The organism is Microvirga arabica (assembly GCF_016811235.1).
Lineage (GTDB): Bacteria > Pseudomonadota > Alphaproteobacteria > Rhizobiales > Beijerinckiaceae > Microvirga > Microvirga arabica.
On the sequence record NZ_JAFBID010000042.1, the window covers coordinates 23551 to 50355 of the forward strand.

Sequence of the window (26805 nt, forward strand, 5' to 3'; positions counted from 1 at the left end):
CCTCCCGCCAAGTCAGGCGGGAGGGTTTGCGCCGATAGGCTCAAAGTGCATTTCCCTTTGGGGCCTGATGCTCTAAGACGCCGTCATCACAGGCACGGACAGAACGAACGGAACGATGCGCGCCGAAATCCAACACCTCGTAGAAGAGACCAAGCAGTCAGTCGGGCTGCTGAGGAGGCATCTTTGACTGGGACAATGCCCAGCGACGCCTCGCAGAACTGAACGCCCAGGCCGAAGGTCCCGACCTCTGGAACGACGCGGACGCCGCGCAGAAGATCATGCGCGAGCGCACCTCCCTGGAGGACCAGATCACCGCCATCAAGCGGATGGAGCAGGACCTTGAGGACGCCATCACCCTGATCGAGCTCGGCGAGGCCGAGGAAGACGAGAGCACGATCAAGGAAGGCGAAGAGACCATTCGCGGCCTGCAGGCAGAGGCCGCCCGCCGCCAAGTCGAGACCCTGCTCTCCGGCGAGGCCGATGCCAACGACACCTATGTGGAAGTGCACTCGGGCGCCGGCGGCACGGAAAGCCAGGACTGGGCCAACATGCTCCAGCGCATGTATGCCCGCTGGGCCGAGCGCCGGAAGTACAAGGTCGAGCTTCTGGAAATCACCGACGGCGAAGAGGCCGGCATCAAGAGCGCCACGCTCCTGATCAAGGGCCACAACGCCTATGGCTGGCTGAAGACCGAGTCCGGCGTGCACCGTCTCGTGCGCATCTCGCCCTACGATTCCAACGCCCGCCGGCATACGAGCTTTGCGTCGGTGTGGGTCTACCCGGTGGTGGACGACCGCATCAACATCGAGATCAAGGAATCCGACTGCCGGATCGACACGTTCCGCTCGTCGGGCGCGGGCGGCCAGCACGTGAACACCACCGACTCGGCGGTGCGCATCACGCATATTCCGAGCGGCATCGTGGTGGCCTGCCAGCAGGAGCGATCCCAGCACAAGAACCGGGCCACGGCCTGGAACATGCTGCGCGCGCGCCTCTACGAGGCCGAGTTGAAGAAGCGCGAGGAGAAGGCCAATGCCGAGGCGGCCGCCAAGACCGACATCGGCTGGGGCCACCAGATCCGCTCCTACGTGTTGCAGCCCTACCAGATGGTGAAGGACCTGCGCACCGGCGCCCAGTCCACGAGCCCGCAGGATGTGCTCGACGGCGACCTTGATCCCTTTATGGAAGCCTCGCTGGCCCAGCGCGTCTATGGCGGCGACGCCGAGGTCGAGGACATCGACTAAGAAAAGAAGGCCCACTTGATAGAGTGGGCCTTTTTCCATCAGCGGTCACATCTACACGATGAAAAAGTCGTAGGACTTGATCGCCACCGTTTGCGTGAATTGCGCAAAGCGCAGGGCAGCATTGGCGCCGGAGCCATCCGAGTCGTAGGATAGGGATCGCCCAGTGTAGTCGAAGAGGATCCTGTCATCCGCATCCTTCGCGACCGATCCTTCCACGAACACCTCAAAGCGCAATACGCCTTTGGTGAGGGTGGAGAAGACAGTCGATGACAGAACGATTTTGTCTCCCTCCCAGTTGCTGAACCCTACGATCGAGTCAACATCGTCGATACCGTTGAACCAAGTGTCGAAAACGAACTGGTCGCTGCCTGCGCCACCATTCAGGGTATCGCTGCCTGCGCCTCCATGGAGCATGTCGTTCTCGAAGCCACCATCCAGGTTGTCGCTGCCGTCGCCTCCCTGGAGGATGTCGTTGCCATCTCCACCGCTCAGGATGTCATTGTCGATGTCTCCGTTCAGAGTGTCATCATCATCCCCGCCGTCCAGATTATCGCTGCCTGAGCCGCCCTGCAGAGCATCATTGCCGTCATCGCCCTTCAGGACATCATTGCCGGAGTCGCCGTAGAGAATGTCATCGCCGTACCCGCCGCCGATATTGTCATCGCCTGTGGAGCCCTGCAGGACGTCGTCGCCGTAACCGCCTCTCAGGACATCGTTGCCGGAGTTGCCGAACAGCTTGTCGTCGTCATCCCCGCCGCTCAGCACATCGTTGCCGGCTCCCCCGTAGAGACTGTCATCGCCGGCAAAGCCGTAGAGCTTGTCATTGCCGCTGACGCTCTTGATGATGTCTTTGGCGTTGACGCCATAGATGATGTCAGCCTTGCTCTTGCCGGTCTGGGACAGCGTCTCCTTGGTCTTGCTCCAGTACCATTTCGCCACCTGACGCCCATCCTGCGAAGGACTGCCGTAGAGTGCGCGAATGGCCTCGATGTCGAAGGCTCCGAGCTCTATCGGTCCCATATCGGCGTCGCCACCCGTGTAGCTCATGACCGTGTGCTTGACGTTGTCGAGGTCCGAGCTCAGCAGCTTCTTGTTGTGAGGCATCTTATGGAAAGGATGCTTGAGACCCAAGGCGTGCCCGATCTCGTGAAGCAGGATGTAAAGCATGAAATTCGGGTTTCGGGTGATCTCCGAGCGGTTCTGGGTGTTCAGGTAGACATTTCCGCCGCTCTCATCCCGCACTTGGTCCTGCCAGCCATCGAGTCTGTCCCGAGTGAGTTCCGGGAATTCCGCCCAGGCGGTGACCGTGTACCAGTTCCAATCCCATTTAAACTTCAGCTCGGCATCTCCCTTTTTGACCTCAAGGAAGCGGATGCCGCAGGCGTCCTCCCACATCTTCAGGGCCTTTTTCGCCATGGCTTTCTCAGCGCTGCCGAACTTAGACGTCCCCTCGGACACAGCATTGAAGGAATAAGTGAGGAAGATGGGTCTCTTGGCAGTGTTTAAACCGGAAAAAGCATTCCAGCTTTGGCCAGAAAGAATGGCTGTGTAGTTCGACATCGTAGGATCGCTGCTCAGAAGGACTGTATGTATAATGTAACTTAGGAATATTTGATGCGTGACAGCAATGAGCTACCCTGTCGCTAACCCAGCGCCTGGGCTGCCTTCAGCACCTCCTCCGCATGGCCCGGCACCTTCACCTTGGACCAGAGCTGAGCAATGAGGCCGTTCCGGTCGATCAGCACCGTGGTGCGCTCGACGCCCATGTACTTGCGGCCATACATGCTCTTCTCGATCCAGACCCCATAGGCCTGGAGCATCGCGGTAGCCTCGTCTGAGGCCAGGGTGAAATCCAAGCCGTACTTGGCGCGGAACTTGTTGTGGCTCTTCAAGCCGTCAGGCGAGACCCCCACGATCTCGGTATCGGCGGACGTGAACTCGGCTTTCAAAGCCTGGAAGTTCTGTGCCTCAAGGGTGCAGCCGCTGGTATCGTCCTTCGGGTAGAAGTAGAGCACAACCTTGCGGCCCTTGAGACCGTCGAGGCTGATCTCCCGACCATCTGTCGCAGGCAGAGTGAAGTCCGGAGCTCTGGTTCCGATGCTAAGGGTCATGAAACGCCTTCCTTTTGGCGAAATGTACTGTTTGGAAACCTCTGATGTGCAGGACTGAAGGGGAAACAGTCGCGGGACGCTTCCAAGGCGGTTAAGGTCACGTACCTTGATTCCCTGAATGGCGCCCCTGCGCAAGAACCGGATTGCCAAACGTCACAAGAATGAAGCTGCCCTTGCGTAACACGTTGTCCCGGCGAGAACCGGCCAAACGAAGCCTCCTCCGGCGCGTGTTGCGTGGCACTCTCTATGTGAAGCTTGGGCTCATCGTCTTCCTGGCGGCCGCCTTCGGGCTCCTCTACCTGCGCCTGTCGGCTGCTCCCATGAGCTTCGGCCGTCTGCCCGAGCGGGTTGCGGAGGCGCTGGCATCCCGCATTGGACCCGGCTGGACCGTAACGCTGCGCAACACAGCCATCGAGCTGCATGACGGCTCACCGGCCCTGCGGGCGAACGGCCTCGACATCCGCGCCCCCGGGGGCGACCTCGTGCTTCGGGCCCCCTATGCCATCCTGAGCGCGGATCTGAGCTCGCTCCTGACGGCCAATCTCCAACCCAAAGCCATCGAGGTCCGCGATCTGCAACTGCGGGTCCGGGTAAACCGGGACGGCTCGCTCTCCTTCTCGCCGGTGCAGGGGGCTGACGGAGAGGGCGCCCAGCCCGGCCCTGCCGTGCAGGAGCCCTCCAAGGAAGCGGCTGCTTCGATGGCTCGCGACGTGAATGGGCCTTCTCCCGTATCGGGCGCCGTTGGATCGCTGCTCGAACTCATCGTCGGTCCCAGAAGCGTCCTGAACTCGCTCAACCAGGCCCAGTTGACCAATGCACGCCTCGTCTTCATTGATGCCGACGGGCGCGAGCGGGCGCGCTTCCAGCGCGTCAACGCGGCCTTCGACTGGACCGAGGAGGGCGGCCGCCGGTTCGCCGCAACCGTCGAGGGGCCACAAGGGCCTTGGCAGCTGAACGGTGACGCCAGGGTCGAAGGCCAGGATGCCTACCGGGCCAGCATCGTGGCGGAGAGGGCGCCGATCACCGACATTCTCCTGCTCTCGGGAGCCTCCGAGGTGCCGGCAACCACGGACCTTGAGTTCTCCGGCCGGTTCGACCTAGCCTTTGCGGACGGACGGGTCACGGAGCTGAAGACGCGGCTCGAGAGCAGCCCCGGCACGATCGAGATCCAGGATCCGGACACCTCTCCGTTTCCGGTCGACAAGGCCGTCATCGAGGCTCACTGGAACGAAGCCGCCAAGGCTCTTGAGCTCCAACGCGTCGAAGCGAAGGGCGGGGACACGAACCTGAATTTGCAGGGCCGGTTGCAGATTGCCAACGGAAGCAATCCCTGGCGACTCAACCTGGGTGGGCGGGACATCAGCTGGTCCGGAGCCGCTTCAGGGGACCGGCCCCTGCAGGTTAGCGAGTTCACGGCCGATCTCTCCGGGCACGACGGTGTCAGGATCAACGGCATAACGCTCAAAGGTCCGGAGCTGTCCGCCAGCATCAACGGTCTCCTGGCCGCCACCGACGACCCGAAGGGACTGAGGCTCGATGTCCGGGCCGAGAAGACCGACATCCGCTCGGCCCTGCGGCTCTGGCCGGAGGCCGCGGCTCCGCCGGTGCGGCGGTATCTGGTGTCCCATCTGAAGGCCGGGACGCTCGAGTCCATCGATCTCAAGGTGGCGATGACCGGGGCTGACATCGAGAAGGCGCTGACCGGCGGTCCGACGCCCGACGAGTCCCTGAAGATCGACTTCGCCGTCTCCAACGGCACCCTGCAGGTCGACGAAGGCATCCCGCCAATCGCCGGCCTGAACGTCACCGGCCAGGTCACCGGCAGGAAGGTGCTCGTTCGCGCCCCGGCCGGGCTGGTCCAGATGGCGAACGACCGTTCCCTGTCGGCCTCCGAGGGCGCCTTTGTCCTGGACAATTACTGGGACGACAACGGGGTAGCGCGCATCGACTTCCGCCTCGCGGGAGGCGCCGACGGTTTGGGGGCACTCCTGCTGGAACCGCGGATCAAGGAGATCGCGGGCTTCAACATCGATCCCGCCACCATGAAGGGCAGGACGGATCTGCGCGTCGGCATCGGCATGCCGGTCCATGACATTCCCGAGTTCAAGGACCTGCCGCTGAAGGTGGGTGGAACGATCAGCGATTTCGGCGTCGACGGCTTCTTCGGAAAGGACCGCCTAGAGGGGGCAGACCTGACCATCGCCTATGGCCGGGGCGATCTTTCGGTAAAAGGCAACGGCAAGCTCGCCGGCAGCGCGGCCGTCATCGACCTCCACAAGAACCGGCAGGGCGGGCAGGCCAGCGTTGCCTTCTCCCTCGACGAGGCCGCCCGCAGCCGGCGCGGACTGTCCTTCGGCTCGCAGCTCACCGGCACCATCGGCCTCAAGGCGAGCCTGCCGTTGGGCGAGAGTGCGCCCTCGGTTATCAATGTCGAGGCGGACTTGGCAAAGGCCGGGATCGACCAACTCGTGCCGGGCTGGGTGAAGCCGGTCGGTCGGCCGGGCAAGCTCACCTTCACCGTAGTGGACGGGCTGACGAGCGAGATCCGGGACCTTCAGCTCGACAGCGGCAATGTTCAGCTGCGCGGCCACGCCACCCTCAACAACGAGGGCGGCCTCGACAAGGCGGAGCTCTCGACCTTCAAGCTCTCGCCCGGTGACGACATGCGCGCCCAGATCGAGCGTTCTAACGGAGTCTACAGGGTCACGATCAGGGGCAATGTGGGCGATGCGCGGCCCTTCGTGAAAGGTGGGGGAGCGACCTCCGGCGGGCGCAGTGGAGGGGCGAACAAGGACGGCAAGGATTTCGACCTCGACCTGAACCTCAATATCCTGACCGGCTTCAACGAGGAGGCGATCACCAATGCCTCCGTCAAGGCATCCATGCGCAAGGACAGCCTGCGACAGCTCGATCTGAAGGGACGCCTCGGCGCGACCGATATCCTGGGCCGCACCATTCCCCAAGCTGGGGGCAACCCGGTGGTGATCATCCAGGCCGAGGATGCGGGCGCGCTCCTGCGCTTCACCGACATCTACAAGCGCATGTCGCGGGGCAATCTCATCCTGCAGCTCTCCACGGGAGACGAGCCGCAGGCCGGGCATGTGATCATGCACTCCTTTGCGCTCGTCAACGAGCCGGCCCTGCGTCGCATCATTCCGACTCAAACCCAGGTTGTTGCCGGACGCGATCGGGCCGGCAGACCGCAGCTGGTTCGTGTGGACGTGAACGAGGTCCAGTTCACCAAGGCGCGGCTTGAGTTCTCCCGCAGCGCCGGGCGCCTCGATTTCAAAGATGCGGCTATCTGGGGCAACCAGATCGGGTTCACCCTGGGCGGGTTCATCGACTATGCCCGCGACCGCCTCGACGTGTCGGGAACCTTCGTGCCGGCCTACGGGCTCAACAACGTGTTCGCCCAGGTGCCGCTGTTCGGGCCGCTGCTCGGCGGTGGGCAGAACGAGGGACTGTTCGCCGTCAATTTTCGCCTAAACGGGCAGGCGAGCGCGCCGTCCCTGTCGGTCAATCCGCTCTCGGCGGTGGCGCCTGGCTTCCTGCGCAAGCTTTTTGGCGTGGGAGGCGAGCAGGCGCCGCAGACAGGTTCTCTGCCGGCGGCGCCCGATCGATAAGGGCTAAACCGCGCGCAGCAGCACGTGCTTCTTCTTGCCGAAGGACAGCTTGATCACGCCCTCGGCCGTGACATCCGACAGGCTCAACGTGCCGCGCTCGTCCGAGACGGTCTGGTCGTTGACCTTGAGGCCGCCACTCTTGATCTGCCGGCGCGCCTCGCTCGATGAGGGCACGAGCTTGGCGTAGTCCGGCCCGAAGGCTACCAGCACGCCGAGTCCGCCTTCGAGCACATCGGATGCGATTTCGATGGTAGGCAGGCTTTCGGCCAACGCTCCCTGTTCGAACGTCTTGCGAGCCGTCTCAGCCGCCAGTTCCGCTGCCTCGCGGCCGTGGAGGAGGGCGGTCGCTTCCGTTGCGAGAACCTTCTTGGCCTCGTTGATGTCGGCGCCCTGGAGCGCCTCAAGGCGTGCGATCTCATCCATTGGCAATATCGTGAAGAGCTTCAGGAAGCGGGCGACATCCGCATCCTCGGTGTTGCGCCAGAACTGCCAGTAATCGTAGGGGCTTAAGCTGTCGGCATTGAGCCACACCGCGCCGGAGGCCGTCTTGCCCATTTTGGCGCCGGAGGCCGTGGTGAGCAGGGGGCAGGTGACGGCATAGAGCTGCGGCGTTCCGAGACGGCGGCCGAGATCGATGCCGTTGACGATGTTGCCCCACTGGTCCGAGCCGCCCATCTGCAGGATGCAGCCGTAGCGCTTGTTGAGCTCCGCGAAGTCGTAGGCCTGGAGGATCATGTAGTTGAATTCCAGGAATGACAGCTCGTGCTCCCGATCGAGACGCAGCTTCACGCTGTCGAAGGACAGCATGCGGTTGACCGAGAAGTGTCGGCCCACGTCGCGCAGGAACTCGATATAGTTGAGCTTCGTCAGCCACTCGGCATTGTCGACCATGATGGCATCGGTCTTGCCCTCGCCGAACGAGATGAAGCGGGAGAAGACCGTCTTGATGCTGTCCTTGTTGCCCTCGATCTGCTCGACAGTCAGGAGTTTGCGACTTTCGTCCTTGCCGGAAGGGTCGCCCACCCGGGTCGTGCCGCCGCCCATGAGGGTGATCGGCTTGCCGGCCCCGGTCTTCTGCAGCCAGTGCAGCATCATGATCGAGAGCAGGTGCCCCACATGGAGCGACGGGCCGGTGCAGTCGTAGCCGACATAGGTGGTCAGCCGGTTCTCCAGAGCCGCCGCATCTACGCCCTCGAAATCCGAGGTCTGGTGAATGAAGCCTCGCTCGGTGAGCACCTTCAGGAAGTCGGATTTCGGCGCGTTCATCGCGTCTCTCTCAGGGGTCTTAGTCGCAGGTGAGAGGACCCTCTACCAGCTTCGCGGCAGGATTTCATCCGGTTTCCTCAGATCCACTTAGGAGGATCTCAATAGGAAAATAGACTTAGGCAACAAGCGCCTTGTCGGCCAAACTCGGGCACCATTCTATTCCGCTGCGTCAGCTTGACGCGGCAAAAACCCGGTCCTACATTGAAATAAAGTATCATTGCAAGAGGTGGGATATGTCTTGGCTGAATGACGCCTGGGACTGGATCGAAGGCGCGGCAGAAGACACGGTCGATTTCTTCAAGAACATCGGCGAGTGGGTTGTGGACGGGATCCTGTCCCTCCTTCTGTGCTACAATGTTCTGATGGCCAAGTATTTTCCGGGAATGACCATCGGCGACGCGCAGTACTTTACCCCATCTCACGCAGACAGCGACGTCGCGGGATTGCTGTCTGGTTCCAAGTGGAAGGGTGATACGATCACTTATGCGCTTCCCGACGCCCGAGGCGATTACGCGCTGTTCAACCCCAGTGCGTCCGGATTCGAGCGCCTGTCGGCACAATCAGAGGCTGCCGTACATGAAGCCATGGCTGCTTTGGCCAGCTTCATCCAGGTTGGCGTCTCTTACGTGGGCCGCAATGATGCGATGATCAAAGTAGCAGGCTTCCAGTCCGGATCGGTCATCGATACAAGCACGGGATACTATCCTGGCATGCCTGTCTATGGCGGTGAGACGTGGCTCGAATACGGTGCAACGACGAATATCCCAAAAGGGGAAACCAGCTACTATTTGGTTCTGCATGAGTTGGGTCATGCGCTAGGTCTGAAACATACCCATGACTCGGTGCCTGGATTGCCGGGCGTGTCTGCTGCGCGTGATTCAACAGAATACACCGTGATGTCTTACAATAAGACGAAGGAGCGCCCCGCTACCTTCATGCAGTACGACATCGCTGCTCTTCAGGCGATGTACGGCGCCGATTTCGTTACGAACGACACAAACACGGTCTACCGCTGGAATTCTGAAACGGGTGAGATGTTCGTCAACGGCATTGGCCAGGCAGCCAGGGAGGACAAAAAGATCTTCCTGACGATCTGGGACGGCGGCGGCGTCGATACCTATGACCTATCGAACTTCACCGACAGTGCACTGATTGATCTGACCCCAGGCGGCTTCTCGAAGTTTTCGCAGGGCAAGCTCGCTAGAAAGACCAGCGACAGCTTCGTCAACGGAAACGTCTATAATGCCTTCCAGTACCAGGGCAATCCGCGGTCTCTCATCGAGAATGCCATCGGCGGCAGCGGCAGTGACAAGATCATCGCTAACCAAGCCAACAACTCCCTGGAGGGAAGAAGCGGCAACGATGAACTCCAGGGCTTCAGCGGTAATGACACGTTGAACGGAGGCGTTGGCGACGACGATCTGCAGGGCGGTCTTGGCGCAGACAATCTGCAGGGCGGTGCCGGCTTCGACTTCGTCAGCTATTACCGCGCCACCTATGCCGTCACCGTCAGTCTTTTGGAGTCCTGGCGCAACACGGGCGAGGCCGCGGGTGACACATATAGTGGCATCGAGGGCGTGCATGGATCGCAACTGAACGACACGATCAGCGGTAATGACATCGGCAACAACCTCTATGGTCACGAGGGCTTCGACAACCTCTCAGGTCTGGGTGGGGCGGACTACCTCAATGGCGGTGGCGGCGATGATACGCTGATCGGCGGGCTCGGTGGCGATGCGCTCGACGGCGGCTGGAACGGCTTTGACACCGCCAGCTATCGCACTGCCGCTTCCGGTATCGTGGCGAGCCTCCTTAATCCTGCCGCCAACACCGGTGATGCTGCCGGCGACAGCTATACCTCCATCGAGGCGCTGGAGGGCTCAAGCTTTGCCGACACCCTCACCGGCAATCATGACATTAACGTCCTCAGCGGACGCGAGGGCAGCGACACCCTCTTCGGCCAGGGCGGTAACGACACGCTGTATGGCGGCGATGGCGGCGACAATCTGGTCGGTTGGCTCGGGGCAGACAGGATCGATGGCGGGGCACGATTCGACTATGCTGGCTACTTCACCGCCACAGCCGGCGTGACCGCCGACCTGCTCGAGAGCTGGCGCAACAGCGGCGAGGCCGCTGGTGACAGCTATGCGGGTATCGAGGGGATCGGGGGTTCGGTCTATAGCGATGACCTGCGCGGCTCGCACGAAGCCAACGAACTCTACGGCGACAGCGGCAACGACACATTGCAGGGTCGAGGCGGTGGCGATCTGCTGCATGGCGGTGACGGCTATGACTTCGCAAGCTACTTCGACGCCGGCTCTGCGGTCGTGGCAAATCTGTTGAACGCTTCCATCAATACCGGCGAGGCGGCAGGCGACAGCTACATCTCAATTGAAGGTGTGCACGGGTCGCAGTTCAACGACCTGTTGACGGGCAGCAACTTCGGCAATGACCTGTACGGCCATGAGGGTAATGACCAGCTGTACGGTGCCGGCGGGAACGACTATCTGTCGGGCGGCGGCGGCAACGATACGCTCACTGGTGGTGAGGGTTCGGACTGGCTGGAGGGGCGTGCAGGACGGGATGTGTTCCGCTTCGACGTGGCGCTGAACGCATCAAGCAATATCGACCAGATCATCGATTTCAGCGCCACGGAAGGCGATCAGATTCAGCTCAGCCGCAGCATTTTCGGAGCGATCAGCGGGTTTAATCTGGACAGCTCGGCATTTGCCGTCGGCTCGACTGCGACGACCTCGTTGCATCGCATCGTCTATGACAAAGGCACAGGCGCGGTGTCCTACGATGACGATGGCATCGGCGGAGCGGTGCAGGTGCAATTCGCACAGCTGAAGGCCGGCACGGCACTGACTTCTTATCAGTTCGTGCTGATGTAAGCCGTTTTTGCTCGATCTCATACAAAAGCCCGGTGGGCGACCCCACCGGCCTTTTCTTTATTTGCCCAGTATGCTGTCTTGGTAGACGGGGCTGCCTTTAGGCGGCTTCCTCAGCCGTGCCGAGACGCTTGTCGAGGTATTCGTCGACGGACACCATCAGTTCGTCGACACGGCCGTCGAAGAAGTGGTTGGCGCCGTCGATGACCGCGTGTTCGAGCTTCACGCCCTTCTGGGTCTTCACCTTCTCGATGACGCTGACCACATCCTTGACCGGGGCGACACGATCTTCCGAGCCGTGCACGAAGAGGCCGGAGGACGGGCAGGGGGCGAGGAACGAGAAGTCGTAGCGGTTCGCCATGGCGGCAATCGAGATGAAGCCCTCGATCTCCGGGCGGCGCATGAGGAGCTGCATGCCGATCCAGGCGCCGAAGGAAACGCCGGCGATCCAGCAGGCGCGGGCGTCCGGGTTCATGGCTTGCGCCCAATCGAGGGCGGCAGCCGCATCGGAGAGTTCGCCCTGGCCATGGTCGAAGGCGCCCTGGCTGCGGCCGACGCCGCGGAAGTTGAACCGCAGCACCGAGAAGCCGCGCTTCGCGAAGTCGTAGTACAGGTTGTAGACGATCTGGTTGTTCATCGTCCCGCCGAACTGCGGGTGCGGATGCAGGATGATGGCGATAGGAGCGCCTTTTTCCTTGGCAGGCTGATAGCGCCCCTCGATGCGACCGGCAGGACCCGTAAAGATGACTTCAGGCATGAACGCGAACCTCTTGCTCACCCCTCCATTGGGAGAGGGAAAAACCGTGACAGCCTTGACTCCAGGCCGCGGGTTCTCATAAAAGAACCCTTAGAACTATTCTAAAATGTTCCAATGTTTCATATCACCCGGGCGGCGTTGTCCAGCGGATGAGGCATCGGACAGATGTGGTTGCGGTGCTTTAGCACGGCAACCCAGGTCGATTGCAAGAATTTCGTGAGGCTCACGGCAGCTATGGCGGCAGGCCAGCGCACCTATCTCGACCACAACGCGACTTCGCCCCTGCGGCCGGAGGTTGCCGAGGTGATGCTGCGCGCTCTCCAGCTTCCCGGAAATGCCTCCTCCGTTCATGCCGAGGGCCGTGCCGCCAGGGCCGAGATCGAGCGAGCCCGCGAGCCGGTGGCCCGCCTCGTCGGTGCGCGGACCAAAAACGTCATCTTCACGAGCGGCGGCACCGAGGCTGCCAATCTCGTTCTGACGCCGGGCTTCCGCCGTCTTGGGCAGACGGGTGCGACCCGACTGCTCCTGGGCGCTGCCGAGCACCCCTGCGTGCTCAACGGGCATCGGTTCCCCTCAGACGCCGTCGAGATCATGCCCGTTGATTCCAATGGAACGGTTAATCTGGCTTGGCTTCAGGCCCGCCTCCGGAACGTCGCCGATGAGCGCGTGCTGGTTTCCATCCAGCTGGCCAACAACGAGACCGGCGTGCTCCAGCCTGTAGCTGAGGCGGCCCGTCTCGTTCATGAGCATGGCGGGCTGATCCACACCGATGCGGTTCAGGCCGCCGGCAAGATTTCGATCGATATGGCCGCGCTCGGGGTCAATGTGCTCACATGTTCGGCTCACAAGATCGGCGGGCCGAAGGGAATCGGAGCTGTGGTTCTCGCCTCCGATCAGTTCGAGATCGCCGATCGCCTCATCCGGGGCGGCGGGCAGGAGAAGGGCTACCGGGCCGGCACCGAGAACGTGGCGGCCATCGCCGGTTTCGGCGCTGCGGCCGCGATCGCCTTTGATGTCCTCGAGCAGGAGGCCGGGCGGCTTCGGGCTCTGCGGGACGAGGCAGAGGCTAAGCTTCGCCGGATTGCGCCCGATGCGGTTGTTGTGGGTGCGCAAGCTGAGCGGTTGCCTAATACCTTCGCCTTTGCCATACCCGGCCTCAAGGCCGAGACGGCACTGATCGCCTTCGATCTGGCAGGGGTGGCCCTGTCCTCCGGTTCGGCCTGCTCGTCCGGGAAGGTCAAGCGGTCGCATGTGCTCGACGCCATGGGCGTGGAGCCAGCCCTTTCTGAGGGCGTTTTGCGCGTGAGTTTGGGGTGGTCGACCACGAAAGAGGACGTAATCCGCTTTGCGGAGGCGTGCGAAAGGGTGGTCGGCACCTTATATAAGCGGAAGGCGAGTGCGGCCTAAACCAAGGCCTCGCTTCAAGTTCCATGTCATCAACCCGCGGCCCTTGAAGCCGTGAGCGGTGGGAGAGACACGATGCCTGCAGTGCAGGAAACAATCGATCAGGTCCGTCTGATCGACGTCGACCAATACAAGTACGGCTTCGAGACCGAAGTCGAGATGGAGAAGTCCCCAAGGGGCCTCTCCGAGGACGTGATCCGCTTCATCTCGGCCAAGAAGGGCGAGCCCGAGTGGATGCTCCAATGGCGCCTCGACGCTTATAAGCGCTGGCTCACCATGAAGGAGCCGGCCTGGGCGCGGGTGTCGTACGACAAGATCGATTACAACGACATCTATTACTACGCCGCGCCTAAGAAGAACCCGGCGCCGAAGTCCCTCGATGAGGTCGATCCGGAGATTCTCAGGACATACGAGAAGCTCGGCATTCCGCTCCGCGAGCAGGAGATCCTGGCCGGCGTCGAGCCGCAGCGCCGCGTCGCCGTGGACGCGGTGTTCGATTCCGTGTCGGTGGCGACAACCTTCAAGGAAGAACTCGCCAAGGCTGGCGTGATCTTCATGCCGATTTCCGAGGCCATTCGGGAATACCCGGATCTCGTGAAGCAGTATCTCGGCTCGGTCGTGCCGGTGACGGACAACTTCTTCGCCACCCTGAACTCGGCGGTCTTCACCGACGGGTCGTTCGTCTACGTGCCGCCGGGCGTGCGCTGCCCGATGGAGCTGTCCACCTATTTCCGCATCAACGAGAAGAACACAGGCCAGTTCGAGCGCACCCTGATCATCGCCGACAAGGGCTCCTATGTGTCGTATCTCGAGGGCTGCACCGCCCCGAAGCGCGACGAGAACCAGCTTCATGCCGCCGTGGTCGAGCTCGTGGCCCTCGATGATGCCGAGATCAAGTATTCCACGGTCCAGAACTGGTACCCGGGCGATGCCGAGGGCCGGGGTGGCATCTACAACTTCGTGACCAAGCGCGGCGATTGCCGGGGCAAGAACTCGGTCATCACCTGGACCCAGGTGGAGACGGGCTCCGCCATCACGTGGAAGTACCCGTCCTGCATCCTGCGCGGCGACAATTCCCGCGGCGAGTTCTACTCGATCGCGGTGTCGAACGGCATGCAGCAGGTCGATTCCGGCACCAAGATGATCCATCTCGGCAAGAACACCACGAGCCGGATCATCTCGAAGGGCATCGCGGCAGGCCGCTCCGAGAACACCTATCGCGGCCTGGTTTCGGCCCACCGCAAGGCCACCGGCGCGCGCAACTTCACGAACTGCGACTCGCTGCTCATCGGCAACCAGTGCGGCGCGCACACGGTGCCCTACATCGAGTCGAAAAACGCCACCGCCGTGTTCGAGCACGAGGCGACCACATCGAAGATCTCCGAAGATCAGATGTTCTACTGCCAGCAGCGCGGCCTCTCGGAAGAGGAGGCGACGGCGCTCATCGTCAACGGCTTCGTGAAGGACGTGCTGCAGCAGCTCCCCATGGAGTTCGCCGTGGAAGCGCAGAAGCTGATCTCGATCTCGCTCGAAGGCTCGGTCGGTTAATCAAAGGCAAAGACGTGGATGCCCGGGACAAGCCCGGGCATGACGCGAGACCCTCAAGGCCGTCATGGCCGGACTTGATCCGGCCATCCACGACTAAAACAACGGAATACTCAGATGCTCGAAATCAAGAACCTGGTTGTCCAGATCGAGGACAAGCGCATTCTCAATGGCCTCAACCTCACCGTGAACAAGGGGGAGGTCGCCGCCATCATGGGCCCGAACGGATCCGGCAAGTCGACCCTGTCCTACGTGATCGCCGGCAAGGAGGACTACGAGGTCCTCGATGGCGAGATCCTGCTCAACGGCGAGAACGTGCTGGAGATGGAGCCGGATCAGCGCGCCGCCGCCGGCGTATTCCTGGCCTTCCAGTATCCGCTGGAGATCCCTGGTGTCGCCTCAATGACCTTCCTGAAGGCCACCCTCAACGCCCAGCGCAAGGCGCGCGGCGAGGACGAGCTTACCACGCCGGACTTCATCAAGCGCGTGAACGCCGCTGCCACCCAGCTCGAGATCCCCAAGGACATGCTCAAGCGCGCCCTGAACGTCGGCTTCTCCGGCGGTGAGAAGAAGCGCATGGAGATCCTGCAGATGGCGCTGCTCCAGCCCTCTTTCTGCATCCTGGACGAGACGGATTCCGGCCTCGACATCGATGCGCTGCGCATCGTGTCCGAGGGCGTGAATGCGCTGCGCTCGGCCGACCGCGCCTTCCTGGTCATCACCCACTACCAGCGCCTGCTCAACCACATCGTGCCCGATACCGTGCACGTGATGCATGCGGGCCGCATCGTGAAGACGGGCGGCAAGGAACTGGCGCTGGAACTCGAGGCCAACGGCTACGCCGATTACCGGGAAACTGAGGCTGCTTGATATGGCTGACGTCACGCTCATGAAGACGCCGGCGGAAACCGCGCTGGCGCAGGCGTTCGAGAGCGCCAAGACCCTGTTGCCGGGCAACGTGGAATCGCGCGCTCAGGCCTTCGAGCTTTTCACCCAGCGGGGCTTGCCGCACCGCCGGGTGGAGGAGTTCAAGTACACCGATCTGCGCGCTTTCTTGCGCGAGATCGCGCCGTTCGCCTCGGCTCCCTCAGTTGACGAGGCCAAGGCCGCTCTGGCGGACGCAAAGGCGCTTGCCGGCATCGAGGCGCTGCAGGTGCCGTTCGTGAACGGGCATCTCGTGCGCGAGGCGGTGGATTTCCATAATCTCCCTGAGAACGTCGAGATCGTGCCTCTGACCGAGGCACTCGCCGACAATCATGATTGGCTCGCCAAGCTGAGCCCCGTGAAATGGGCGAGCGAGAACCCGGTCTATCAGCTCAACACGTCCTTCATGGCCGACGGCGTCATGATCCGGATCGCTGGACCTGTCGAGACGCCGATTCACCTGCGCTTCGTCACCTCTGCGGCTTCGGCTGTTGCCACGGCGACGCGCATCCTCGTGGTCGTGGAGGAGGGCGCCTCGGTGACCCTGCTTGAGACACACGAGAGCACGAACGGCGCCAACCACCAGCCGAACGACGTGGTGGAGCTGATCGCAGGCGACCGCACCAACGTGCAGCACGTCCGCGTCAATGCCGAGGGCGACAGGGCGCTGGCCCTCTCCACCCTCGCCGCCAAGATCGGTGGTGAGGCGGTGTTCAACAGCATCAACGTGGTGGCCGGTTCCGCCACCTCACGGCACCAGGTCTTCGCCGTTCTCGACGGCGAGAATACAAACCTGCGCGTCAACGGCGCCACGATGCTGAAGGGTACGCAGCATGCCGACTCGACGCTTGTGGTCGAGCATGCGGCGCCCCATTGCGAGAGCCGGGAGCTGTTCAAGACGGTGATCGACAATGAGGCGACCGGCGTTTTCCAGGGCAAGATCATTGTTCCACATCACGCCCAGAAGACCGACGGGCGCATGATGTCGGCAGCGCTCCTCCTAGAGGAGGGCGGCTCGATGAACAACAAGCCGGAACTTGAGATCTTCGCCGACGACGTGCAGTGCGCCCACGGCGCCACCTGCGGCCAGCTCGACGAGGACCTCCTGTTCTATCTCATGGCCCGCGGCCTGCCGAAGAAGGAGGCCGAAAGCCTCCTGGTCCAGGCATTCCTGGGCGAGGCGCTTGAGTTCGTGGAGAATGAGGCCGCCCGCGAGGCGCTCATCGGCACGGTCGAAGCCTGGCTGAAGGCTCGCTCGTAATACTCAACACGTCATGGCCGGGCTTGTCCCGGCCATCTCGACTGGAAGGGCACGGCGCTTTTCCTCATCGGGATCACCGGTACAAGGCCGGTGATGACCAAAGAGGAAGACAGGTAAGGCAATGAACGCTCCTGTGAAGCCATACGACATCGAAGCCGTTCGGGCGGAGTTTCCGATCCTGAGCCAGCAGGTCTATGGCAAGCCCCTCGTCTATCTCGACAGCGCCGCCTCGGCCCAGAAACCGCGGGCGGTGATCGACGCCATGGTGAACACCATGCAGACGGGCTACGCCAACGTGCATCGTGGACTGCATCACATGGCCAACGTGGCGACGGAAGGCTTCGAGCGCGCCCGCGAGACCGTGCGGGAATTCCTCAATGCCGGGTCCATCGACGAGATCGTCTTCACGAAGTCCGCTACGGAAGCCTACAACCTGGTTGCGGACTCGTTTGGCCGCATGAATATCGGGGAGGGGGACGAGATCATCCTCTCCATCATGGAGCACCATTCCAACATCGTGCCTTGGCACTTGCTGCGCGAGCGCAACGGTGCGGTGATCAAGTGGGCGCCGGTGGACGACGAAGGCAACTTCCTTGTCGAGGAGTTCGAGAAGCTGTTCTCGCCGCGCACCAGGATCGTCGCCATCACCCACATGTCGAACGTGCTGGGCACCGTGACGCCGATCAAGGAGATCATCCGCATCGCCCACGCTCATGGCGTCCCGGTGCTGGTGGACGGGGCCCAGGGCGCAGTCCATCTCCAGGTCGATGTGCGCGACCTCGACGCCGATTTCTATGTCTTCACCGGCCACAAGGTCTACGGGCCAACCGGCATCGGCCTTCTCTACGGCAAGCGTGAGTGGCTGGAGAAGATGCCGCCTTACCAGGGTGGCGGCGAGATGATCCGGGAGGTGCTGTGCGAGGGGATCACCTACAATGACCCGCCGCATCGGTTTGAGGCCGGAACACCTGCCATCATCGAGGCCATCGGCCTCGACGCGGCGCTCCGGTTCATGATGAGCCTCGGGCGCGAGAACATCCAGGCTCATGAGGAAGCCCTGTCGCAATACGCGCACGAGCGCCTGCGGGCCATGAACTCTGTGCGGATCATCGGGCAGGCCAAGGGCAAGGGCGCCATCATCGCCTTCGAGATGAAGGGCGCTCATGCCCATGACGTGGCAACGGTCATCGACCGGCAGGGCGTGGCCGTCCGGGCAGGCACCCACTGCGCCATGCCGCTGCTGAACCGCTTCGGCGCGACCTCCACCTGCCGGGCCTCGTTTGGCCTCTACAACACCATGCAAGAAGTCGATAAGCTGGCGGACGCCCTGCAGAAGGCGGAAGCCCTGTTTGCTTGAGGATGAACCTGTGAACGACCAATCCCCATCCAACGCGCCGCAGGTGTCCCCTGGCTCCGCGATCCCGCCGGAAGAACTAGACCGCATGACGGACGACATCATCGCGGCCCTGAAGACCGTCTACGACCCGGAGATCCCGTCCGACATCTACGAACTCGGCCTGATCTACCGCGTCGACATCGACGACGACCGGAACGTCGCCATCGACATGACTTTGACGGCCCCGGGCTGTCCCGTGGCCGGCGAGATGCCGGGCTGGGTCGAGAACGCCGTCTCGACGGTGCAGGGTGTCCAGAGCGTCAAAGTCAACATGGTCTTCGACCCGCCGTGGGATCAAAGCCGCATGTCCGACGAGGCGCGGGTTGCACTGGATATGTGGTGAGACCTTCGGCTCAATAGCTTACGAATTCTGAGACGTCATGGCCGGGCCTGTCCCGGCCATGACGTCTTAAGCGGTTCAAGGCGTGGATCCCCGGAACAAATCCGGGGATGACGGTGATCTTGGGTTTGCACAATAGTGATGGGTCACGTCCGGTTGATGGATACACCGCCGTCGACGAGTAGCGCGGTGCCCGTCGTGAAGCTCGATGCATCCGAGGCGAGATAGAGTGCCGACCGGGCGATCTCCTCGGGTCGGGCACGCCGCTTCAGAGCATGAAGGCCTTCGACGAAAGCGAGAGCTTCCGGTGTACTGACCCAGGCTTCGGCTAGAGGTGTATCCGTGCCGCCCGGCAGCAAGGCGTTAACCCGGATGCCTCTCGGGCCGAATTCACTGGCGAGAGACTGGGTGAGCCCAATGAGGCCTGACTTGCTGGCAGCGTAAGAGGCCACACCGGGCATTCCTGCCGTGTAGCCGACGAAGGTCGAGGTAAAGATCACGGAGCCGCCTCCGCGGTCGAGCATGGCAGGAATCTGGTACTTGGCGCCCAGAAAGGCTGCTGTGAGATTGACCGCGAGAGCCTCGTTCCAGCCCGCAAGCGATACGCCAGGCGTTGGCCCCATCTCGCCACTCATGCCCGCATTATTGAAGGCGATGTCGAGGCCTCCAAAGTGGTTGATGGCCGTGTCGACCAATGCATGAGCCAACTCCTCGCTCTTGATGTCGCCTGCCAGGGCAATGGCGCGCCCGCCCGCTGCCTCGATCTCCGAGACCAGGCTGTTCAAGGCATCCAGACGCCGTGCGGTCACGATGACGTTGGCACCTTCGCGCGCAAAGAGCCGAGCCGTCGCATAGCCAATGCCTGAGCTGGCTCCTGTTACAATGGCAGTCTTGTTCCTAAGTATTGTCATAACTGAGATCTTTCCTCATCGAGCTCATGGCTCGGGACTGGAGATCTCAAATTCCCCCTTGGCTTCCGACCCGCTTTCTGCGCCCGATTCCTGTGATCGGGCATGATTTCACGTCAATCGCTTGGCCGACTTTGGCTTGGTGCGAAATGACGGTAGGCTCAGCTTGCATCCGAGCAGTTGCGGGCCTTCCCGAGGGAGCCGATGAACACGCCTCATGTCTCCGAAATCCTCCACACCCGCTGCTGCATTGTCGGCGGCGGGCCGGCCGGGATGATGTTGGGGCTTCTGCTGGCCCGGCAGGGCGTGGAGGTACTGGTCCTCGAAAAGCATGCGGATTTTCTGCGGGATTTTCGCGGCGACACCATCCACCCGTCGACCCTGGAGGTTATGCACGAACTCGGGCTGCTGGATGAGTTTCTCGCCCGTCCGCATCAGCGGACGCAGACGGTCAGCCTCGTGGTCGGCGGCGTGCCGCTGACGCTCGGCGACTTCTCGCATCTGCCGACCCGCTGCAAGTTCATCGCCTTCATGCCGCAATGGGAGTTCCTCGACTTCCTGGCCGATCACGCTCGCGAGTACCCGCACTTCAAGCTTCGGATGCAGGCGGAGGTAACGGATCTGATCGAGGAGCAGGGCAGGATGGCTGGGGTGCGAGTCTCGACCCCGGAGGGGGCTCGAGGTAAGGGCCGATCTCCTGGTGGCTGCCGATGGCCGCCGCTCCGTGATCCGCGAAAAAGCCGGCCTTGAAGTGCTGGATATCGGCGCGCCGATGGATGTGCTCTGGATGCGGGTGTCAAAGCACCCTAGCGATCCGAGCCAGCTGCTCGGGCGCATTGAAGCCGGGCAGATGCTGGTGATGATAGACCGGGGTGATTACTGGCAATGCGCCTACCTCATCCCCAAAGGGTCGCTGGAACGGCTCAAGCAAGAGGGGTTGCAGGCTTTCCGCGCAAAGCTCGCGCGGGTTGCTCCCTTTCTGGGAGATCGCCTTGAGGAGCTGCAGTCCTGGGATGACATCAAGCTTCTGACGGTCGCCGTCGATCGGCTCAAGCAATGGTACAGGCCGGGGCTGCTCTGCATCGGTGATGCGGCGCATGCCATGTCGCCGGCCGGCGGAGTCGGCATCAATCTCGCGATCCAGGATGCAATTGCGACAGCCAACATCCTGGGGCCGGGGCTCAAGCGCGGGCCTGTGGGGCCTGAGCAACTCGCCCTCGTGCAGAAGCGGCGCGAGTGGCCGACCAGGATGACCCAGAGGCTTCAGGTGCTGCTCCAGAATCGGCTCATCACGCCGGTCCTCAACAGCACGCAGCCCGTTTCACCGCCCCGGCTCCTCCGGTGGCTGGCGCAGCAGCCCCTGTTCCGGCGCATCCCCGCCCGTCTTGTCGGCATCGGCTTCCGGCCGGAGCACGTGCGCTGACGGGTTCGCCGTATCGCGGTCCGGCCCGGTCTCGTTCTGATCCTCGTCCAGAATGTCGTCTGCTTCCTCGACCGAGGACAGCACCGGCGCGCGGGGAGCGTCGGGCACGGCGGCGAACATGGCGCGGGCGATCTCCTGCTCCCCCATGACGATTCTTGTCGCGCCGTATTTCATGACGTGCTCCTCCTGGGCGAAGGAGTGAGTGCGCACGATGATCGGCAGGTCGGGATTGATCATGCGGGCCTGCTCGACGACCTGACCGCTCTCGAACGCATCGGGGATTGCCACCAGGAGACAGCGGGCCTGCCCGATATTGGCGGCCGCAGCCACTTCGGGATCGGCCGCATTGCCGACAATGACCTCACGGCCGTCCTTCTGCAGATCGGCAACCTGCTCCTTGTTGGTCTCGATGACGAGCAACGGAGCACCGATCGACGCCATCTTGCGGCTGATGTACTTGCCGACCCGGCCATGGCCGACGAGCACCACGTGATCGGTGAGAGTCGTGACGGGGAGCGGTTCGCGCGCGGCATCCGCGGCGGCTTTCTCGGCTGCACGTGCTTCCTTCTCAGCCGCGACAGCCTCTGCCTTGGCCTGGGCTCGAGCCGTGTCGCGCTTTGCGAACCACCGGTCCAGCAGGGTGAAGAGGAACGGGTTCATCAGGATCGACAGGATGGCCCCGGCCAGGATCAGATCGCGTCCCTTCTCAGGCAGAATCTGAAGACCAACGCCCAAGCCCGCGAGAATGAAGGAAAACTCGCCGATCTGTGCCAGGCTTGCGGCAATGGTGAACGCAGTCGAGTTCGGGTGGCCGAAGAGCCGCACGATGGCGAAGGCCGCCAGCGACTTGCCCACGACGATGATCAGGAACGTTGCGACGACCGGGCCGAAATCGCTGATGAGGATCATCGGGTCGAACAGCATGCCGACCGAGACGAAGAACAGAACCGCGAAGGCGTCCCGCAGGGGCAGGGTCTCGGACGCGGCCTGATGGCTGAGCTCCGACTCGCTCAAGACCATACCGGCAAAGAAGGCGCCTAGGGCGAAGGAGACACCGAACAGCTCCGCGGCGCCAAAGGCGGCGCCCAGTGCAATGGCGAGGACGGCCAGGCGGAAGAGTTCCCGTGAGCCGGTATGGGCCACATAGTGGAGGATCCACGGGATCACGCGGCGGCCGACGATCAGCATGACGGCCACGAAGGCGATGACTTTGCCGAGAGTCAGGCCGAGGGAAATCACGATGGATTCAAGATCCGCCGACCCATCGGAGGTGGCATTGGCGAAGGCCGGCAGCAGCACCAGGGTGAGAACCATGGCCAGATCTTCGACAATCAGCCAGCCGACGGCGATGTGCCCCCGCTCAGTCTCGACGAGGCGGCGCTCCTGCAGGGCCCGTAGCAGAACGACCGTACTGGCAACCGAGAGCGCCAGGCCGAACACGATGCCGCCGCCCACGGTCCAGCCCAGGAGCCAGGCGAGACCCATGCCTAGGACGGTTGCGCTGGTGATCTGCACGACGGCGCCGGGAATGGCGATGGCGCGCACGGACAGGAGGTCCTTCAACGAAAAATGAAGGCCGACGCCGAACATCAGCAGAATGACGCCGATTTCGGCGAGCTGGTTGGCCAAGCCCTGATCGGCCACGTAGCCGGGTGTGAAGGGGCCGACCAGGACGCCTGCGAGCAGGTAGCCGATCAAAGGAGACAGACGGAAGCGATGCGCGAGGGCGCCAAAAGCAAATGCCAGAACCAGGCCGACAACGATGGTTGAAATCAGCGGCGTGTGATGCGGCATCTGCTCTCCTTCAACGGCGGCGGTTTTCCGGGGATCCTCCCGATATGGTCGACCTCGGCCATTGAGGCAACCCTGAACGGTCTCGACGTTTGCCCGCGGACCCCTTATCTATAGGCCAACGAACTCGTTCTGCCCGGGCCTTGAACCCGGCTGTCAGGAGAGAAGGCTTATGGCTCTACCCGGCTTCAAGGTCGTCACTTTGACCGACGCGGCGGCAAACCGCGTCAAAGATATCATCTCAAGGGCTGACCGTCCCATCGTCGGCGTGCGAGTCGGCGTGAAGAACGGCGGCTGCGCTGGCATGTCCTACACCATGGAATATGCGGAAAGCGTCAACCCGCTCGACGAGGTGGTCGAGGACAAGGGCGTGACCGTGCTCATCGATCCAAAGGCGGTGCTGTTCCTGCTCGGCACCGAGATGGACTTCCAGACGAGCAAGATGTCGTCCCAGTTCGTCTTCAACAACCCGAACCAGACCTCGGCCTGCGGCTGCGGCGAATCCGTCGCCATCACGCCGGCAACGCCCAACGCTCTCCAATCAGCGGAGTGATTCATGGACGCCGAGGCTATTCGCGACGTCTTTCGCAGCTTCGGACCTGTCCATATCCGCCGGATGTTCGGCGGGAAGGGGATCTACCAGGGCGAGCTGATGTTTGCCCTAGAAGCCGGTGGCGAGCTGTACCTCAAGGTGGATGAGGAGAGCGTCAGAGCATTCCAGGAACTGGGCTCCCGGCCATTCACCGTTGAGATGAAGAATGGCCAAGCGACGCTCACGAGCTATTGGCTCATGCCGGAATCGGCCCTGGACGACCCCGATGAAGCGCGGGATTTTGCCGCCATGGCCCTCGGCGCCGCCCGGCGTGCCAAGGTCCGCAAAGGCAACAAGGCGCCTTCAACCAAGAAGGCTCCTGGGAGGTCCCGGAAGAAAACCTCCGAGCCCGCTACTTAGCTTTCTTGACGGTCACCGGCCGCATAAGGAAGGCTGGGACGTGATCGCCGAGGCCGATGACGCGCTCGTCGTCATCCTCGCGCCGGGAGCGGCCCTGATAGCCCTGATCCGGGCTCCTGCCGCGCTCAGGCCGATCCCGTTCGCGGCGGGGCGCGCGACTCGGCTGCTCCTCACGGGGAGCAGCAGCAGGACGTGGCGCCGGGTCTTCCGCCCGTGCCGCTTCGGCAGGCTCCTGGGAACGTCCTGAAGACCGGACCTTGACCTTGCGGCCGCGTGAGCGCTCTTCGCCGCGTTCACCACGCTCGCCACGCTCGCCACGCCCACCGCGGCGGCGTGAGGAGCCTTCCGATTGCGGACGCTCCGCGAGTGTCGGGCCCTGCCATTCGACCGGCTGGCCGATCAGCTTCTCGATCGCCGCGAGGGATTTCTCATCGCCTGGACCCACCAGCGTAAAGGACTGGCCGGCACGTCCGGCCCGGCCCGTGCGGCCGATGCGGTGCACGTAATCCTCGGCATGGTGAGGGATGTCGTAGTTGAACACATGACTCACGGCCGGAATGTCCAGGCCGCGGGCCGCAACGTCGCTGGCGACCAGGATCGGCATCTCGCCGGTGCGGAAGCTGTCGAGAGCCGCCATGCGGGCGTGCTGGTCCATATCGCCATGGAGCGCCGCTGCGGCGAAGCCGTGCTTCTGCAGGGAGCGGTGGAGCACGGCCACGTCGCGTTTGCGGTTGCAGAAGACGATGGCGTTCTGCAGGTCCGTGGCGTTGCGGATCAGCTCGCGCAGGGTCTCGCGCTTCTCGAAATCCTCGCGGCCCGTCGCCACGAGGCGCTGGGTGATCGTCGAGGCGGTCGAGGCGGCGCGGGCCACCTCCACCTTCACCGGGTTGTGCAGGAAGGCGTCGGCCAGGCGCTGGATCTCCGGCGGCATGGTGGCGGAGAAGAACAGGGTCTGCCGGGTGAAGGGCACCAGCTTCACGATGCGCTCGATATCCGGGATGAAGCCCATGTCGAGCATGCGGTCGGCCTCGTCGATGACGAGGAGCTCGACGCCGGTGAGCAGAAGCTTGCCGCGCTCGAAATGATCGAGCAGGCGGCCGGGGGTTGCGATCAGCACATCGACGCCGCGGGTGATCTTGGCGTCCTGGTCGCCGAAGGACACGCCGCCGATCAGCAGGGCAACGGAAAGCTTGTGATTGATGCCGTACTTGTCGAAGTTGTCCTCGACCTGGGCAGCGAGCTCGCGGGTCGGCTCGAGAATGAGCGTGCGCGGCATGCGCGCCCGGGCGCGGCCGGTCTCCAGGAGCGTCAGCATCGGCAGGGTGAAGGCTGCCGTCTTGCCCGTGCCGGTCTGGGCGATGCCCAGCACGTCCTTACGGGCGAGCACATGGGGAATGGCCTGAGCCTGGATCGGCGTCGGCTCCGTATAGCCTGCGCTGGATACGGCCTGTTGAACTTTCTCGCTAAGTCCGAGTTCGGCGAAGGACATGAATTCTCATTACCGTTGGGCTGGGCGCGCTCTTGAAGTGCCGGCCGCGCTCTACGGCAACAAACAGGCGCGAAACTGGTTTCACCTGAGGCTCTTGCTCAAGTCGAGGAGTGGCCGGACCATAAGAGAAGCTATGCGCTTGTCAATCAGGCGAACTTGCCGGGGAACACTTGAGGAAGATTTGATGGCCGAAACGCTCCTTTTGATTCCCGGTCTGGCCTGCACCTCCCGTCTCTTCGAGCCGCAGATGGCCGCGCTCGGATCCGAGCGCGCAATCCTGGTCGCGGATCACACCCGCAATGATTCGATCCCGGCCATGGCGGCCCGCCTCCTACAGGAAGCGCCTAAGCGCTTTGCCCTCGCCGGGCTCTCGATGGGTGGGTACATCGCCCTGGAGGTGATGCGGCAGGCGCCGGACCGGGTGGCGCGGCTGGCCCTCCTCGACACGAGCGCCCGTCCGGATTCGGTGGAGGCAAGCCAGGATCGCGAGCGGTTGATTGCCCTGGCAGAGGCCGGACGCTTCGAAGACATCCATTCCAAGCTCTGGCCGCGTCTCGTGCATCCCGACCGTCAGGGGGATCGCGACCTTCAGGAAGTCGTGCTCGGCATGATGCGGGAAACAGGAGCCGAGGCCTATATCCGTCAGCAGCGGGCGATCATGGCCCGCGCCGACTCACGGCCAAATCTGCCTGGTATCGAGGTTCCCACACTTGTCCTTGTCGGGGAGGGAGACGCCATCACCCCGCCGGAGATCGCGCGGGAGATGGCCGAGATGATCGAGTGGGCATCTCTCGTCGTCGTGCCCGACTCGGGTCACCTGTCGACTCTGGAGCAGCCCGAGCGCGTGACACAGGCTCTCGGTTTGTGGCTGAACAAGGATTAACCACAATTTCGCAGATCGCTTGCGGGGCTCTTCGCAATCATGGTCAATGATTGGTTACTGCCTGCTTGAGCTGACAGGAGCGAAGCTCCACTCCAGGTCAAGTTATTGATTTAAAAGAGTTATCTGTGCTTCCCGCGTAATGGGGCAACGCGTCTGGATCCGCCCGGATCGGGCGAAATGCACAGGCGGAACACCTGTGAATTGGGTGAACGCGCTGTTCGGGTATCGACTGTGGCAGGAAAGTGACAGACGAAACGTCAGGCCTGGGCTACAAGCTGGGCCACATCCTTCTAACAGACGGACCAAACCAATGAAAAAGATCCTCCTCTCTTCGGTCGCTCTGCTCGGCCTCGCCACCGGCGCTGTCGCTGCTGACCTTCCCTCCCGCCGCGCTGCTCCGGCTCCGATGATCGCTGCCGTTCCGGTCTTCACCTGGACCGGCTTCTACGTCGGTGTGAACGCCGGCTACGGCTGGTCGAACGACGACTTCGACTCGGTTGACCTCGCTGATGAGGATGACGACGGCGGCTTCGTCGGCGGCGCCCAGGTTGGCTACAACTACCAGATCGGCTCGTTCGTGGTCGGTCTCGAAGGCGA

Annotated in this window: 19 protein-coding genes and 2 pseudogenes; 14 read left to right on the forward strand and 7 right to left on the reverse strand. The window is 62.7% G+C overall.

The window, feature by feature from the left end; genetic code table 11:
• The first annotated feature begins 115 nt into the window (after positions 1 to 115).
• Positions 116 to 1244, forward strand: a protein-coding gene (prfB, locus tag JQC81_RS19305) for a peptide chain release factor 2 (RefSeq protein ID WP_203273408.1) whose coding sequence is annotated in 2 segments (ribosomal slippage) — positions 116 to 184 and positions 186 to 1244 — 1128 coding nt in all. Because the reading frame shifts where the segments join, the coding sequence is not laid out codon by codon here.
• A 51-nt stretch (positions 1245 to 1295) separates the two neighbouring features.
• Here the strand turns inward: prfB and JQC81_RS19310 are convergent.
• Together JQC81_RS19310 and JQC81_RS19315 are read right to left on the reverse strand one after the other, a co-directional pair.
• Entirely contained in the window at positions 1296 to 2804 is a 1509-nt protein-coding gene (locus JQC81_RS19310) for a matrixin family metalloprotease (RefSeq protein WP_203273409.1), read from the reverse strand.
• An 83-nt stretch (positions 2805 to 2887) separates the two neighbouring features.
• Positions 2888 to 3355 carry a peroxiredoxin gene (locus JQC81_RS19315; protein WP_203273410.1) on the reverse strand — a complete coding sequence of 156 codons (468 nt, stop codon included), beginning with the start codon at positions 3353 to 3355 and terminating at the stop codon, positions 2888 to 2890.
• 227 nt (positions 3356 to 3582) lie between these two features.
• On the opposite strand from JQC81_RS19315, the gene JQC81_RS19320 reads away from it, so the two are divergent.
• Positions 3583 to 6978 carry a YhdP family protein gene (locus JQC81_RS19320; protein ID WP_203273411.1) on the forward strand — a complete coding sequence of 1132 codons (3396 nt, stop codon included), beginning with the start codon at positions 3583 to 3585 and terminating at the stop codon, positions 6976 to 6978.
• A 3-nt stretch (positions 6979 to 6981) separates the two neighbouring features.
• Here JQC81_RS19320 and tyrS read toward each other — a convergent pair whose 3' ends face one another.
• The gene (tyrS, locus tag JQC81_RS19325) at positions 6982 to 8244 is read right to left on the reverse strand and encodes a tyrosine--tRNA ligase (RefSeq protein WP_203273412.1); all 1263 of its coding nucleotides are present in this window, start codon (positions 8242 to 8244) and stop codon (positions 6982 to 6984) included.
• A gap of 233 nt (positions 8245 to 8477) precedes the next feature.
• Between tyrS and JQC81_RS33920 the strand changes: the two genes are divergently transcribed.
• Positions 8478 to 11138: a M10 family metallopeptidase C-terminal domain-containing protein gene (locus JQC81_RS33920; protein WP_203273413.1), complete on the forward strand. Its 2661-nt coding sequence runs from the start codon at positions 8478 to 8480 to the stop codon at positions 11136 to 11138.
• Positions 11139 to 11235: 97 nt separating this feature from the next.
• Here the strand turns inward: JQC81_RS33920 and JQC81_RS19335 are convergent, their stop codons facing one another.
• The gene (locus JQC81_RS19335) at positions 11236 to 11892 is read right to left on the reverse strand and encodes an alpha/beta hydrolase (protein ID WP_203273414.1); all 657 of its coding nucleotides are present in this window, start codon (positions 11890 to 11892) and stop codon (positions 11236 to 11238) included.
• Between the two features lie 234 nt (positions 11893 to 12126).
• Here JQC81_RS19335 and JQC81_RS19340 point away from each other — a divergent pair, with 234 nt between their 5' ends.
• From JQC81_RS19340 to JQC81_RS19365, 6 genes are all read left to right on the forward strand, one after another.
• Positions 12127 to 13299: a cysteine desulfurase family protein gene (locus JQC81_RS19340; RefSeq protein ID WP_203273427.1), complete on the forward strand. Its 1173-nt coding sequence runs from the start codon at positions 12127 to 12129 to the stop codon at positions 13297 to 13299.
• Positions 13300 to 13371: 72 nt separating this feature from the next.
• Entirely contained in the window at positions 13372 to 14844 is a 1473-nt protein-coding gene (gene sufB / locus JQC81_RS19345; protein ID WP_203273415.1) for a Fe-S cluster assembly protein SufB, read from the forward strand.
• 114 nt (positions 14845 to 14958) lie between these two features.
• Positions 14959 to 15711, forward strand: coding sequence for a Fe-S cluster assembly ATPase SufC (gene sufC / locus JQC81_RS19350; protein ID WP_203273416.1), 753 nt, complete (start codon positions 14959 to 14961; stop codon positions 15709 to 15711).
• 1 nt (position 15712) lies between these two features.
• Complete coding sequence (sufD, locus tag JQC81_RS19355; RefSeq protein ID WP_203273417.1) at positions 15713 to 17026, forward strand: Fe-S cluster assembly protein SufD; 1314 nt, start codon at positions 15713 to 15715, stop codon at positions 17024 to 17026.
• A 121-nt stretch (positions 17027 to 17147) separates the two neighbouring features.
• Complete coding sequence (locus tag JQC81_RS19360; protein WP_203273418.1) at positions 17148 to 18383, forward strand: cysteine desulfurase; 1236 nt, start codon at positions 17148 to 17150, stop codon at positions 18381 to 18383.
• Positions 18384 to 18468: 85 nt separating this feature from the next.
• Positions 18469 to 18765 (forward strand): SUF system Fe-S cluster assembly protein, encoded by a 297-nt coding sequence (locus tag JQC81_RS19365; protein ID WP_246718876.1) that lies wholly within the window; start codon positions 18469 to 18471, stop codon positions 18763 to 18765.
• Between the two features lie 143 nt (positions 18766 to 18908).
• Here JQC81_RS19365 and JQC81_RS19370 read toward each other — a convergent pair whose 3' ends face one another.
• Complete coding sequence (locus tag JQC81_RS19370) at positions 18909 to 19673, reverse strand: SDR family oxidoreductase (RefSeq protein ID WP_203273419.1); 765 nt, start codon at positions 19671 to 19673, stop codon at positions 18909 to 18911.
• A 201-nt stretch (positions 19674 to 19874) separates the two neighbouring features.
• On the opposite strand from JQC81_RS19370, the pseudogene JQC81_RS19375 reads away from it, so the two are divergent.
• A pseudogene (locus JQC81_RS19375) lies at positions 19875 to 21093 on the forward strand (FAD-dependent oxidoreductase).
• Here JQC81_RS19375 and ybaL read toward each other — a convergent pair.
• Positions 20992 to 22887: a YbaL family putative K(+) efflux transporter gene (gene ybaL / locus JQC81_RS19380; protein ID WP_203273420.1), complete on the reverse strand. Its 1896-nt coding sequence runs from the start codon at positions 22885 to 22887 to the stop codon at positions 20992 to 20994. The pseudogene JQC81_RS19375 and the gene ybaL sit on opposite strands and share 102 nt — an antisense overlap.
• Positions 22888 to 23056: 169 nt before the next feature.
• On the opposite strand from ybaL, the gene JQC81_RS19385 reads away from it, so the two are divergent.
• Both JQC81_RS19385 and JQC81_RS19390 read left to right on the forward strand, forming a co-directional pair.
• Complete coding sequence (locus JQC81_RS19385) at positions 23057 to 23437, forward strand: HesB/IscA family protein (RefSeq protein ID WP_203273421.1); 381 nt, start codon at positions 23057 to 23059, stop codon at positions 23435 to 23437.
• 3 nt (positions 23438 to 23440) lie between these two features.
• Positions 23441 to 23836, forward strand: a complete 396-nt coding sequence (locus JQC81_RS19390) for a TfoX/Sxy family protein (protein ID WP_203273422.1) — start codon at positions 23441 to 23443, stop codon at positions 23834 to 23836.
• On the opposite strand, the gene JQC81_RS19395 is transcribed toward JQC81_RS19390, so the two are convergent.
• Complete coding sequence (locus tag JQC81_RS19395) at positions 23829 to 25325, reverse strand: DEAD/DEAH box helicase (RefSeq protein WP_203273423.1); 1497 nt, start codon at positions 25323 to 25325, stop codon at positions 23829 to 23831. The genes JQC81_RS19390 and JQC81_RS19395 overlap by 8 nt on opposite strands.
• Before the next feature lie 184 nt (positions 25326 to 25509).
• On the opposite strand from JQC81_RS19395, the gene JQC81_RS19400 reads away from it, so the two are divergent.
• A complete protein-coding gene (locus tag JQC81_RS19400; RefSeq protein ID WP_203273424.1) occupies positions 25510 to 26208 on the forward strand; it encodes an alpha/beta fold hydrolase in 699 nt (232 codons plus the stop codon).
• Between the two features lie 310 nt (positions 26209 to 26518).
• Positions 26519 to 26805 (forward strand): annotated as a pseudogene (locus tag JQC81_RS19405) (outer membrane protein); the annotation flags it as partial.

Excerpts from the sequence above, each read along its gene's own strand:
- JQC81_RS19390 (WP_203273422.1), top strand. The coding sequence starts at position 23,441 with ATGGACGCCGAGGCTATTCGCGACGTCTTTCGCAGCTTCGGACCTGTC.
- sufB (WP_203273415.1), top strand. The coding sequence starts at position 13,372 with ATGCCTGCAGTGCAGGAAACAATCGATCAGGTCCGTCTGATCGACGTC.
- JQC81_RS19370 (WP_203273419.1), bottom strand. The coding sequence starts at position 19,673 with ATGACAATACTTAGGAACAAGACTGCCATTGTAACAGGAGCCAGCTCA.
- JQC81_RS33920 (WP_203273413.1), top strand. The coding sequence starts at position 8,478 with ATGTCTTGGCTGAATGACGCCTGGGACTGGATCGAAGGCGCGGCAGAA.
- JQC81_RS19360 (WP_203273418.1), top strand. The coding sequence starts at position 17,148 with ATGAACGCTCCTGTGAAGCCATACGACATCGAAGCCGTTCGGGCGGAG.
- tyrS (WP_203273412.1), bottom strand. The coding sequence starts at position 8,244 with ATGAACGCGCCGAAATCCGACTTCCTGAAGGTGCTCACCGAGCGAGGC.
- JQC81_RS19340 (WP_203273427.1), top strand. The coding sequence starts at position 12,127 with ATGGCGGCAGGCCAGCGCACCTATCTCGACCACAACGCGACTTCGCCC.
- ybaL (WP_203273420.1), bottom strand. The coding sequence starts at position 22,887 with ATGCCGCATCACACGCCGCTGATTTCAACCATCGTTGTCGGCCTGGTT.
- sufC (WP_203273416.1), top strand. The coding sequence starts at position 14,959 with ATGCTCGAAATCAAGAACCTGGTTGTCCAGATCGAGGACAAGCGCATT.
- sufD (WP_203273417.1), top strand. The coding sequence starts at position 15,713 with ATGGCTGACGTCACGCTCATGAAGACGCCGGCGGAAACCGCGCTGGCG.
- JQC81_RS19395 (WP_203273423.1), bottom strand. The coding sequence starts at position 25,325 with ATGTCCTTCGCCGAACTCGGACTTAGCGAGAAAGTTCAACAGGCCGTA.
- JQC81_RS19335 (WP_203273414.1), bottom strand. The coding sequence starts at position 11,892 with ATGCCTGAAGTCATCTTTACGGGTCCTGCCGGTCGCATCGAGGGGCGC.
- JQC81_RS19365 (WP_246718876.1), top strand. The coding sequence starts at position 18,469 with ATGACGGACGACATCATCGCGGCCCTGAAGACCGTCTACGACCCGGAG.
- JQC81_RS19310 (WP_203273409.1), bottom strand. The coding sequence starts at position 2,804 with ATGTCGAACTACACAGCCATTCTTTCTGGCCAAAGCTGGAATGCTTTT.
- JQC81_RS19385 (WP_203273421.1), top strand. The coding sequence starts at position 23,057 with ATGGCTCTACCCGGCTTCAAGGTCGTCACTTTGACCGACGCGGCGGCA.
- JQC81_RS19400 (WP_203273424.1), top strand. The coding sequence starts at position 25,510 with ATGGCCGAAACGCTCCTTTTGATTCCCGGTCTGGCCTGCACCTCCCGT.
- JQC81_RS19315 (WP_203273410.1), bottom strand. The coding sequence starts at position 3,355 with ATGACCCTTAGCATCGGAACCAGAGCTCCGGACTTCACTCTGCCTGCG.